Origin of the sequence: Lentibacillus salinarum, assembly GCF_042679865.1 — a bacterium.
Classification (GTDB): Bacteria; Bacillota; Bacilli; order Bacillales; family Amphibacillaceae; genus Lentibacillus; species Lentibacillus salinarum.
In genome coordinates this window covers 1-12,052 of the sequence record NZ_JBHTNH010000055.1, presented here as the reverse complement: position 1 = coordinate 12,052, position 12,052 = coordinate 1, and the positions used below count along the sequence as shown (strand labels likewise).

The 12,052-nt window shown below is 42.6% G+C and carries 7 protein-coding genes; 5 read left to right on the top strand and 2 right to left on the bottom strand.

What is annotated here, in order from left to right; genetic code table 11:
* The first annotated feature begins 47 nt into the window (after window positions 1-47).
* The 5 genes from pglX to ACFQ4A_RS16985 all read left to right on the top strand — a co-directional run bounded on the left by pglX (window position 48) and on the right by ACFQ4A_RS16985 (window position 9,528).
* Window positions 48-3,545, top strand: coding sequence for a BREX-1 system adenine-specific DNA-methyltransferase PglX (pglX, locus tag ACFQ4A_RS17005; RefSeq protein ID WP_382402589.1), 3,498 nt, complete (start codon window positions 48-50; stop codon window positions 3,543-3,545).
* Window positions 3,546-3,708: 163 nt separating this feature from the next.
* The gene (pglZ, locus tag ACFQ4A_RS17000) at window positions 3,709-6,258 is read left to right on the top strand and encodes a BREX-1 system phosphatase PglZ type A (RefSeq protein WP_382402588.1); all 2,550 of its coding nucleotides are present in this window, start codon (window positions 3,709-3,711) and stop codon (window positions 6,256-6,258) included.
* Window positions 6,259-6,831: 573 nt separating this feature from the next.
* Window positions 6,832-7,776, top strand: a complete 945-nt coding sequence (locus tag ACFQ4A_RS16995; RefSeq protein ID WP_382402587.1) for a glycine betaine ABC transporter substrate-binding protein — start codon at window positions 6,832-6,834, stop codon at window positions 7,774-7,776.
* 460 nt (window positions 7,777-8,236) lie between these two features.
* A complete protein-coding gene (locus tag ACFQ4A_RS16990; protein WP_382402586.1) occupies window positions 8,237-8,401 on the top strand; it encodes a hypothetical protein in 165 nt (54 codons plus the stop codon).
* A 254-nt stretch (window positions 8,402-8,655) separates the two neighbouring features.
* Complete coding sequence (locus ACFQ4A_RS16985; protein WP_382402585.1) at window positions 8,656-9,528, top strand: DUF4352 domain-containing protein; 873 nt, start codon at window positions 8,656-8,658, stop codon at window positions 9,526-9,528.
* 311 nt (window positions 9,529-9,839) lie between these two features.
* Here the strand turns inward: ACFQ4A_RS16985 and ACFQ4A_RS16980 are convergent, their stop codons facing one another.
* Together ACFQ4A_RS16980 and ACFQ4A_RS16975 are read right to left on the bottom strand one after the other, a co-directional pair.
* Entirely contained in the window at window positions 9,840-10,964 is a 1,125-nt protein-coding gene (locus tag ACFQ4A_RS16980) for a DnaD domain-containing protein (protein ID WP_382402584.1), read from the bottom strand.
* A gap of 53 nt (window positions 10,965-11,017) precedes the next feature.
* Window positions 11,018-11,584 carry a sigma-70 family RNA polymerase sigma factor gene (locus ACFQ4A_RS16975; RefSeq protein WP_382402583.1) on the bottom strand — a complete coding sequence of 189 codons (567 nt, stop codon included), beginning with the start codon at window positions 11,582-11,584 and terminating at the stop codon, window positions 11,018-11,020.
* Window positions 11,585-12,052: the final 468 nt, after the last annotated feature.

The window sequence follows — 12,052 nt, the reverse complement described above, 5'->3', positions numbered from 1 at the left end:
AGGATAGGCCACTCGGTAAGGTCTATCCTTCATTTGGAGGCATTAAGATGGATAAGGGTGCAATCAGGAAATTCGCTGTTTCGGCAAGGAATAAACTGATGGAAGCCGTAGCGCAAAAGGCGTTTGAGCTGGGTATCACAAAAGATACGATTAAAGAAGCGGAAATTTACCAGGACGGTTTCATGATTAACCAAAAGTATTATAAACAATACCAAATCAAACAACGGGAAAAGTTGATTCAGGAAGTGAACCAAAAGGGTTATGATCAGGTAATTGAGGAAGTGGCCTATACCTGGTTCAACCGTTTTATCGCACTGCGGTTTATGGAAGTGAATGACTATCTGCCAACAGGGATACGTATTTTCACCTCAATTGAGGAAGGTAAGCGCGACCCTGATGCACTGACAGAAGTGCTTATGCTCGCTGACGATCTGGACCTTAATGAACAAAAAGTTTATGAACTGCAGGATGCTAATGATGATGAGGATTTGTTCAAATACATATTGATCAAGCAGTGCAACAAGCTTGGCGAGATCATGCCGATGATGTTTGAGAAGATTGAAGATTATACCGAGCTGCTTCTGCCGGATAATCTACTCGTTGAAAACTCGGTTATCCGCGATATGGTGACGATGATTGATGAAGCAGATTGGCTGCAGGAAGTCGAGATCATCGGCTGGCTGTACCAGTACTATATATCAGAAAAGAAGGATGCAGTATTTGCCGATCTGAAGAAAAACAAAAAGATAACGAAAGAAAATATACCGGCGGCAACGGAGCTGTTTACGCCACGCTGGATTGTACAATATATGGTCGATAACTCACTTGGCCGCCTGTGGCTTGAGTCCCACCCTGATAAGGGATTACAGGAAAAGCTTCCGTATTATCTGGAAAGCGCCGAGCAGCCTGAAAATGTGGTGAAGCAGCTGGAGGCGTTAAAAGACCCAGGTTTGAAACCTGAATCAATCACGTTTTTCGACCCATGCATGGGCTCTGGTCATATTCTGGTTTATGCATTTGAAGTGTTTTATGAATTGTACAAATCACAAGGGTATCGCGAGCAGGATATTCCGCAGCTCATTATCGAGAATAATCTGTACGGCATGGATATTGACCCGCGGGCGGCGCAGATGGCTTATTTTGCTGTCATGATGAAGGCAAGGAGTTATAATTACCGGTTATTTGAAAAGCAGTTTGTGATGAACCTGCGCTGGATCGAGGAAAGCAACCATTTGACTGAACAGGATATTGATATTTTTGTCGGCGATACAGATTTGAGAAATGATGTACAAGCTTTGATGGATACGTTCACGGACGCCAAACTGTATGGCTCGATTATCGAGATTCCTGAGATTGACCTCGGTGCTCTAAAGGAACGAGTAAATGCATTGAAAGAAAGTAATCAGAACGACATGTTTGAAATGGACTTTAAAGACCATGCGCTTCCTGTCTTTGAAAGTTTGATAAAACAAGCAGAAATTCTATCAGCGGAATATGATGTTGTAGTGACGAATCCACCGTATATGGGTGGTAGTGGAATGAACTCCAAGTTAGCTAAATATCTAAAGAAGAGATTTCCAAATACAAGAAGTGATTTATTTGCAACTATGATGGAGCGTATAGAAGGATTCGCGAAAGAAGAAGGACTTTTTGCAAACGTCACAATGCAATCATGGATGTTTCTATCTTCGTTTAAAAAGTATCGGAAACATTTGCTTAATTATTACTCTATTGTCGGGATGACTCATATGGCCAACATGGTTATGGGAATAGCTTTTGGTACAGCGGCAACAATCTTTAGAAAAAAAATTGAAGATTACCAGGGTGTTTTTCAGTATGTAGAATACAAGGACATTTTAAATGATAAGCCATACGAGTTTCCGGTTACTAAGAATCGATATTCTATAATCTCGGGAGATTCCTTTAATGACATTCCAGGTTCACCAATTGCTTATTGGGCTAGCGATATAGTCTTAAAAATTTTTAGCGAAAATCCGAAGTTGGGAGATGTTGGGACTGCAAAAGAGGGACTTAAAACGGGCAGTAATGAAACCTTTCTGAGGTTCTGGCATGAAGTAAATAAAAATGAAATAGGTGACAAAATAAATAATCTTAAATGGTTTTTTATTAACAAGGGCGGCAGATTTAGAAAATGGTATGGTAACAATGAATATGTAGTAAACTTTGAAAATAATGGACAACAGCTTAGAGATTTTGAAAGAGCCTCCTTAAGTAATGAAGATTACTACTTCAGAGAAGGTATCACTTGGTCTGATGTTACCTCAGGAGGTTTCAGTGGACGGTATTCATCCGAAAACCAATTATTTGAAACTACAGGTCCCACATATTTTATTGGTGGTAAAACAATTTATACTCTAGCGCTTATGAATTCCAATTTATTCAATCATTTGAGTAAGTTAATTATGAGTACATTTCACTTCAAAAAAGGCGATATGGAAAAGATGGTGTTTGTTGAAACTAACAATGAACAAACTCAAATCATATCTACCTTATCAAAAGAAAATATCTTTATTTCCAAATCCGACTGGGACTCTTTCGAAACGTCATGGGATTACAAAACGCACCCATTCATCGAGTTCAAGCAAGGTGCAACAAAAATATCTGGTGCTTTTGCAAACTGGCAACAGGAAGCTGAACATCGTTTCCAAACCCTCAAATCAAACGAAGAAGAGTTGAACCGGATTTTTATCGACTTGTATGGACTCCAGGATGAACTGACTTCTGAAGTGCAAGATGATGAAGTCACCGTCAATCGCGCGGATTTGGAGCGGGATGTGAAATCGTTCATCTCGTATACGGTCGGCTTGATGCTGGGTCGTTACTCACTTGATGAAGAAGGGCTGGCGTATGCAGGCGGCGAATTCGATTCAAGCAAATATCAATCATTCCAGCCCGATCCGGATAACGTCATTCCGATTGCGGATGATGTGTATTTTGAAGATGATATTGTCGGCCGTTTTATCACCATCTTGAAGACGGTTTTTGGCGAGGAAACGCTGGAGGAAAATCTGGATTTTATTGCGGATGCTTTAACACGAAAAGTTAATGAAACGTCCCGCGAGCGTATCCGCCGTTATTTCCTGAAAGAGTTTTACAAAGACCATGTCAAAATTTATCAGAAGCGGCCGATATACTGGCTGTTTGACAGCGGAAAAGAAAATGGATTTAAGGCCTTGGTTTATCTGCACCGCTATGAACCCGGCCTGGTTTCGCAGGTGAGAACACAATATTTGCATGCTCAGCAGCGCAAATATGAGGAAGAGATTGGCCGGATGGACATGCTGATGGAATCCGACGTGCCGCAGCAGGAGAAAACAAAAGCGAAAAAGGCGAAAGAAAAGCTGCAGAAACAACTGCTGGAGTGTCAGCAATACGATCAGGTGATTGCACATGTTGCTAATCAACAGATCGATCTTGACTTGGATGATGGTGTCAAAGTCAATTATGCCAGGTTCCAGAATGTGGAGGTCCCACAGGGTGAAGGTAAGAGCCCGCTCAAAGCAAATGTGCTGGCAAAAATTTAAAGTTGACTGCAGACTTAATGGTAAATAAAAAGAGCTAACGCCTAACCGAACTTAGTCGATTGCCATTAGCCCTTTTTATTATCTAACTGCAGTATAGATTATATTCGATGCAAAATCAAGAAGAATTCAAGAATTCAAGTTCCCCTAATGGGAGGCTAAGCAAATGAATCTGAACGAAATACACCGAATCCTAAATGACTATTTCCAGAAAGAACTGACTAACGGAAAAAAGCGTCATGTCGTGTTCTGGTACGATGAGGAAGGCGACTTTGCGGAAAATATTGATACCATCGAATTGCCGGGGATTCGGGTGTGGCAGGTGACCCCTAACAATTTATTCGCGACCAAATACGAATTGGAAAAGAATGATCCGGTATCCCATTTCTTGCTTTATGCCAATATGCCCAGACCCAATCCGCGTGACGACTGGCTACTGGATATTTATAAGACAGGTTTTGAGTTTGCCACCGATAAAATCACCGTCATCATGCGGGAGTTGGGGGTAACGGACGATTCACTGCGAGAAACATTCAAACGGTATAAAGCCTTTTTCAACAATAAAAGCCGTCTGCAGGCGTTTAGAAAATATCCGGTTGATGTGTACACGCATGAGACGGTTGATTTAACCGTTCTGGCTGCTTTAACAAAAAGCAGGACTAACACAATGGACGACATTATCAGAACACTTATGCTGAAGTGGCACGAAGGTGATGACAGCGTGTGGGAGGCCATCGATAAATATGGTGATGCCGATAAATTCTGGGAACTGGCGGAGAAATACTATGGCTATACATTACGGGAAAAATCGCTGCAGTCACTGCTCATATTTTTCATCCTGACCTATACCACACAACATCATACGAACAGTAACGTGCCGGAGTCATGGCATGCATATATCAGCCCTAGGCCGGCCAATACAATCGTCTTTATGGATCAATGGATGAATCATGTTGATGATCGGCCTGTCTTCAATGCGCTGGCTGATCATATGGAAGACGTCGTCAATGCCCGTCATTATGCTAAAGAATGGGATGTCACGGACATTGTTCAAATGGATGGATTCCGGGTTTTTGGTGAAAGCATCATTGATTATATTGCCGTTCAACTGATCAATCAGGTGACAGACTTTGATACATATGAAGACATGATTGCTACAAGACGGACCCGTCACTGGTATCCGGAATATAGACATGAGTATGAAGCGCTTCATCAGGCCATCACACTATTGCAGCTTGTTCATGAACGGGAGCCTTTCATTCCGGAACAATCTGTTTTTGACATGTTTCATACGTATGCAGGTGACTACTATCAGGCTGATACGGCATATAGAAAGTTTTATGCCGCTTATGATCGGATTGAGCATAAAGAGCGTTTATACCAGTTACGCGAGATGATTGAAAATGTGTATGCAAACAGGTTTATGGACGAACTCGCTGTGAAATGGGCAGGAAGTCTCGAGCAATCTGATGACCAAGAATGGCCTGTAAACGGCATCCCCCAGCAACAAGACTTTTACCGGGACTGGGTAAAGCCATACCGGGAGCGTGATGAGCGCGTCTTTGTCATCATTTCGGATGCACTGAGGTATGAAGTGGCCCACGAATTGACCGATCGACTGAATAATGAACGGAAAGCTTCGGCAAACATTTCAGCAATCCAGGGCGTTCTGCCGTCCTATACGGCATTCGGAATGGCTGCCCTTCTGCCGCATAGACATATGTCTTTCTCAAAAGAGAGAGCGGTTACGGTGGATGGACTCAATACGGAAGGAACGCCGGATCGTGACGATATATTGCAACAGGCTGTTTCGACTTCCATGGCGGTTCAATTTGACGATGTCATCGGTATGAACAGACAATCTTTCCGTGAGACATTTCAGAGCAAAAAAGTGATTTATGTTTATCACAACACGATTGATGCCCGCGGGGATAACGCAGCGACCAAGAATGACGTATTCGAAGCGGCAGAAGATGCCATAAAGGATATCCGATCGCTTGTTAACCGGCTTGTGGTGGATCTCAGTGCGGCTAATATTTTAATCACAGCAGATCACGGATTTCTTTATCAACGGGATGCACTTGCCAGGAGTCAAAAGACGCCGCAAAGCAGTGATGAAGTGATATTGGCCAAACGCAGATTTCTGATCACGGAAACACGGTCGGAATTGGAAGGAACACGCTCATATTCGATGGATTATCTGATTGGTCAAGAAAATAAGTTTTTTGTTACAGTTCCACAAGGAAATAGCCGGTTTGCGATTCCCGGCCCCGGTGCTAACTTTGTGCATGGAGGCGCAATGCCTCAGGAAGTCGTTTTGCCTGTTGTTGAGTTTAAAAACGACCGCAGCAGGTCTTCGAGAAATAAGGCATCGAAAGTCGATGTCAGATTGACCACGCCGGCACGCAAAGTGACAAGTCCGGTTATGTATTTAGCTTTTCTGCAAATGTCCCGAGTTGAAGAGAAACAACTGCCGCGACGGTTGAAACTCTATTTTGCCGATGCAACCGGTGAGCGTGTGACCAATGAAAATATCATGATTGCTGACAGTACATCTGCGCAGCCAAGTGAACGGACTTTCCGGGAAAAGTTTGTTTTTAAAGATATGGTATATGACAGACGTGAAACATATTATTTGGTGCTGGAAGATGAACAGACAGAAGAGGTTTATGAGCGGTATCCGTTTACGATTGATATTGTGTTTTCGGATGGATAAGGTAAATGTTTTATTTTTATAGCAAGTAGGGGCAAATGTTCCAGTACAGGGACTGGGCATTTGACTCCTATGAGCTATAAAAATGTGGACGAGTATTTGTTAGAGAAATCATATATTTCAATCCGAACAGAATTAAATAACACCTCATTATGTTACAATCGTCGTCAATAATTGATTCATAAAGGATGATGATTTTGAATAAAACATTGAATGCAGAGGAGATGCCCGATTTTTTGAAATACTTTTGTCCAAGACTCCTGGACAATTATATCATTCCACGGGAACAGGGGCCCTATATATCCCACTGGTTTTAGTGGAAGGAGAAATTGTTCCACCAAAATAATGCAAGCAAAAAATGTACGATGGTAGCCGAAAATAGTGATGTCAACTTTAGATATTTGGTGTTGAGCTTAGTAATATGTACAAATTTAAAGAACAAGCATTCCATATACTAATAAAATGGATGAATATCCAGATTCACGCAAATACAAAACAAAACGAAACTTGGCTTTCCCATACGCCTTTTTTATAATAATACTTGTCGAATTTAAAAAAGGAGTTGTAGACACTTATATGTGGAAAACATACCGTTTTTTAGGCATCGTTGTTATCTTCCTGGTGTGCATGATGTTAGCAGCATGCGGCGATGATAATGATGGTAATCAGGAAAATGAAAGTAACAATGCTGACGATTCCAATGGCAACAAAGAACTCGGAGAACAAAGCATTTCGTTGGGAACTGATGATTACGTGTCCAACACATCAAACACATATGTAGCAAAACTAATGCTGGAAGAAATCGGTTATGACGTCGAAATAAACCAAACAGACGTCGGTGTTGAATATACTGGTCTGAGTGATGGGTCAACAAATGCGATTGTTGGTGCGTGGCTCCCAACAACACACAGAAGTTACTGGGAGGAATATAAAGATGACCTTGAAAAAATAAACACCGTTACCGAAAAAGTGGAACTTGGTTTAACCGTTCCAGCATATATGGAGGATATTAATTCGATTGAAGACTTGGCAAATAATACGAATAATATTGGAGAAAAGCTGGAATGGACAATCACTGGCATCAGTCCTGGAGCAGGTGAAATGAAACTGATGGAAAGTGACGTCATGCCCGGATACGGCTTGAATGAAAATTGGGAACTGCTTGAAAGCTCCGGTGCAGCTATGTCCGCAGCTTTATCGGATGCAATCGATCAAAATGAACCGATTGTTGTCACGTTGTGGACGCCACACTGGACATTCAATGAATTTGACTTAAAAATCCTCGATGACCCGAAAGGAACATTTGGCGAACCGGATGATGTTTTCTCCGTCGCCGGAAAAGATTTTAAAGAACAATCACCAGCAGCATATAAGTTCCTTGAACAATTCTCAATTACGAAAGAAGAAACACAAACGATGATGGTTGATATTAAGGATGGTATGGATGAAGAAGATGCTGCACAAAAATTTATTGATAACCATCCCGACCTAAAAGATCAATGGCTAAAGGGCCTTGAATAGACGGTACAGAGGGACGTGGATCACTGTCCCCCGTAACTTTTGATACCAGGCACCCAATTCGGACAAATCATGGGTTGGCCGCTGGGGTTTGTGTTAAACAGATATGAGTGTGCAGTTTTGATAAGTCCTGTGGAGTGGGAGCTCTACAGGGCTTTTCTTTAGTCGATGCAGTACTAGGCATGGCTCAACGGCTCTTGGACAGTTATCCAGCAGGGCTGTGTCAAGTTGTGGCATATGGATGTTGAAGATTATGCCGCGGACAATCCGGTAAACGTACTAACCAGGGAGCGTTTGAAAAAGTTAAATCGGATTGAACATGTGGAACCGGTGGAAGTGTCTGAATAGATACGGGAGAAAGATCAAAGCCGGTATCCGAAAGAGTAGGTTGATCTTATAGTAAAAGATGTTCGTCATGCTACACTCTCCCCCTATCGCTTTCAATCTTAAACGATTTGATAAAATGGCAGAAGAGATGAATGGCCGGTTTGAGGATGTCAACAAGCGGTTAGACAATATGAATGAAGAAATGGAAAAAATGAAAACGGGTATTGATTTGCTCAACCAGAAAACATTTGACAATGAAACGGATATTTACAGGATCAAAAAGTTGATCAGTCAGGCATAAACTTAGTGTAGTCCAAAGCGGGCTGCTTTTTTTATAAATAAAAGTATGAACATATATTCCTAGATGCATGTGAAATGTGAGAGGATGTTATGTGGGTGGCAGGTGTCATTTTGTGTCCCCATCGCCGTCATTGACTTAAAACCAGTTATGAAAGGCAATTCCTTCAGTCACAACAATAAAATGTGATGTGCATTTTATTGTATACCCTTTGCGCTAAAATGGCCATAGACCATTTCAAAGGGGGAAGATGAAAGATGAAACGTTTAATCATAGTGATGTTAATGGGGCTTGGCTTTATTTTGGCCGCATGTGCAGGAGAGGAAAGTGACAGCGAAACAGCCGGTGCCGACAGTGGTCAAGACCAGGCGCCAGAAGAGACGGAAGATAGTGACAGTGAGGGTGTATCTGATATAAAAGGAACGGTTGAGCCTGAAGAGTTTGATAAAGTATTTTCCGATCCAGGGGCATATATAGGCTACGAGGTGACGTTTACAGGGAAAGTGTTCGTCCAGCCGGAACGTGATGAAGACGGGACCTACCTGCAAGTATTTGCTGATCCTGAGAACGCGGAACAAAACGTCATTGTCGGAATGGCGGATTCTGATTTTGATGTATCCAGCGACGATTATGTTCGCGTGTCCGGGGTTATTCACGATGAGTTCCAAGGTGAAAATGCTTTTGGCGGCACATTAAATGCCCCGGCTGTGAAGGCAGAATCAGTGGAGGTTGTCGATTATGTTACAGCCGTCTCACCGGCCATTGAAACTATTGAGGTCGATAAAAGCCAGGATCAGCACGGCTATGTGATAGATGTCGAGAAAATTGAACTCGCCGACAACATGACCCGCGTTTACGTGACGATCACGAACAACACAGACGATGAGGTCTCATTCTACAGTTTTAATTCCAGACTATTAATCGATAATGAACAATTGGAGGAAGAGAGTTTCTATGATACCGGTTTACCCGAAGTACAATCCGATATTCTTCCAGGTGTGGAAACAGAAGGTGTGATAACTTTCCCGGCAGTTGACCCATCGATCGAAACGATGACGTTCCATGCCGAGGGATCCTCCTCTAATTATGAGCTTGACTTTGAACCATTCGTATTTGAGATTGAGAAGTAAAAAAGCGGAGGACAGTTCCTCCGGTTTAAATTAACGCTAGGAACAAAATAACCTCAATTTTATGAGTGACATGTATGATTTTTTATAAAGAATCGATTTAGCCACCCTAATGACTCTGAGCTGTCGGTACGTATATGCTGGCAGCTGTTTTAATATTAATTGCTCGAGTCCACCCCTCCATAAAGTATATTCAATCAAGCTATAAGCGCGTGTTCAAGACCGATCGGACCTATTCGCCTAGCCGTGTGCTCAAGATTAGCTCTTCGACTGGACGAAGCGGGCGGACTAAGGATAACAGCCAGCAGTCAAAATCACTGGGCTGCTGATTTTTTGATATTATATTCCGCCAATAATTTCTCAAACTCTTCTTCTTCCGCATCGCTCATAACCTTGGGACCCTCATGCTGTTTTCGTTTCTTGTCCAATGCCTGTTTCCGTTTTCGCTCGTTGAACCATTCGGGCACAACGTCATCTGTGGTCGCGGCAGATTGAGTCGATTTAGAATTTTGCCGGTTGCGGAATGCTGTTTCGTCGGCTGCGGCTTGTTCAACGGTCGTTATGCCTTTCCTTGCCCATGCTTTAAGGATGCCTTTCACATAGCGCCAGGTGGCTTTATTTTGCTCCAGAGCACGTTTCATGGCATCAAGGACAAGCGGGTCCCCAAGGTCATTGACCCGGTTGGTGATATCATCGGCCACATAGGAACTGGCCACGCCAAAATTTTCCTGGAAGAAACGGATAGCATCTGACGTTGTAGTTGTTGTTGGGTTATGTTTTGCTTTATTTTCATTTTTGTCTTTATTTTGTTTAATTAATGGGGCCGTACTGTGGTCCGCTTTGTGGTTCACATTCCCGGCCGCCGATTGGTCCATACTGCGGCCCGGATTGTTGTCCGGTGCATGGTTCGTACGATGGATCGTGTTGTTTTCCTGTAAGTGGTCCATAAGTTGGCCTGCGATTTGTTGCTCGGTTGGTTCACCTAAGGGCTGTTGGGTGGTGTCGGTATATGTATAAGGCGTTGCCGCTTCCTGTTTTGTTATGTTCGATTGCTGCTCTGGTTGTGACAGCATGGTTTGAACGTGTAAGTGGGTTTCTGAATGATCGGGCTGCTGTATCTCTATGGTTTGTGGGGTGCTGTTAACCTGGTACATTGGTTTAACTTGCGAAATCATTTGATAGACGGCCGATTGATTGCCGTCTCTGGATGTGACGGTTATGTATCCTTTTTCCTGTAGTTCGATTCGGGCACGTTTGAAGGAGGTTCCTTTTATGCCGGATTTCAGTTCAATGACCGAGGCAGGGACGGAAAAGGTCTCCTGCCAGCCGGATAGATTGTTGAAATGCATTAATGTATTCCAGAGCGCAACGGCCGAGCCCGAAAGCGGGTTAAAAATAATTTGCTGATAAAATGCGTTCAACTCTTTTAAATAGTTCATGTGAATGTCTCCTTATTCGATATTTTTTTATATTGACTGTGGGCGGCTGCAAGTTATACGTCATAACCTTCGAACGACAGCAATTCACGGAAGTGCGGATCTTTCAATTTTTTCTTCACGTGCCGTCCCCAGCTCTTTACCGCCTCAACCGTCGTGTTTTCCTGTTTGGCGATTGTTTTGTAAGGCACTTCCTGAATAATCGCGTAATCAACCCATTTCCATTGTTTATCCGTTAACTGGGGTTGGATATGTTTCCAAAAACTAGCGTCTTTCAATGGTAAGGACTGATTGGCTGCGATTGAACGTGGTCCATCTGTAGAACAGTGGTAATTACCGTCTGTGAGTTGTGTTTTTTGTTCATGCGCGGCCTTTTGCTGGATCTCATGTTGCCGGTTGTTGCGGCGCATGCGGTCAATCAGGCGGTTCCGTATCGTATAATTGAAGTACGTTGCCATCGGGCCTTTGTCCGGCTGATAGGTTTCATAGGCATTCCAGAGCGCGACCAATCCTTCTTGAAAGAATTCCTTATGTGGATCGTGGATGTGCATCTTGTGAATCTGGTAATGAATCCGCCGTTCGTTTTGCTCGAAAATCTCTTCAAACGTCAGTTTTTTGTCCATGTGATAGCTCCTTTACAATTTGAGTATGGTCCTTCTACCCCTATAATCGAAAGAAAAGGAGAAAAGGGGGCATGATGATGGAATTTTTTTATTTTTTTCTTGGAAGGGGAGAGATAGAGTCTATTATTTGTTATTTTCAGTATTATTGGTATACTGGAAGAAATTTAACTGAAAAGAGAAGCCTTCAGGATGCTTCTGTCATCAAATGATTGGTACTGGAATAATTTTCGAGGAGTGTTATATATGAAAAAATTAATTCTCCTGAAGAGTTGTATGAAGAAATGAAAAAGTTAAACAACAGTAATTCTGTTACAAATTTTTTTGTTCCAGGCAAGGGTAGTTTTAACTTACAAATGCGTGGTCTAACTCCACCGTCTTTAGACGGTATCAGCTTTTAGCCCTATCTTTTTTGTCCATACTAAATTATGAGGTGAAAGTATGGACGGATATCGAAAAAGTGGTCATGCG

Bases quoted from the DNA above. Each gene is read 5' to 3' on its own strand.
- pglX (WP_382402589.1), top strand. From the start codon at position 48: ATGGATAAGGGTGCAATCAGGAAATTCGCTGTTTCGGCAAGGAATAAA.
- pglZ (WP_382402588.1), top strand. From the start codon at position 3,709: ATGAATCTGAACGAAATACACCGAATCCTAAATGACTATTTCCAGAAA.
- ACFQ4A_RS16995 (WP_382402587.1), top strand. From the start codon at position 6,832: ATGTGGAAAACATACCGTTTTTTAGGCATCGTTGTTATCTTCCTGGTG.
- ACFQ4A_RS16990 (WP_382402586.1), top strand. From the start codon at position 8,237: ATGGCAGAAGAGATGAATGGCCGGTTTGAGGATGTCAACAAGCGGTTA.
- ACFQ4A_RS16985 (WP_382402585.1), top strand. From the start codon at position 8,656: ATGAAACGTTTAATCATAGTGATGTTAATGGGGCTTGGCTTTATTTTG.
- ACFQ4A_RS16980 (WP_382402584.1), bottom strand. From the start codon at position 10,964: ATGAACTATTTAAAAGAGTTGAACGCATTTTATCAGCAAATTATTTTT.
- ACFQ4A_RS16975 (WP_382402583.1), bottom strand. From the start codon at position 11,584: ATGGACAAAAAACTGACGTTTGAAGAGATTTTCGAGCAAAACGAACGG.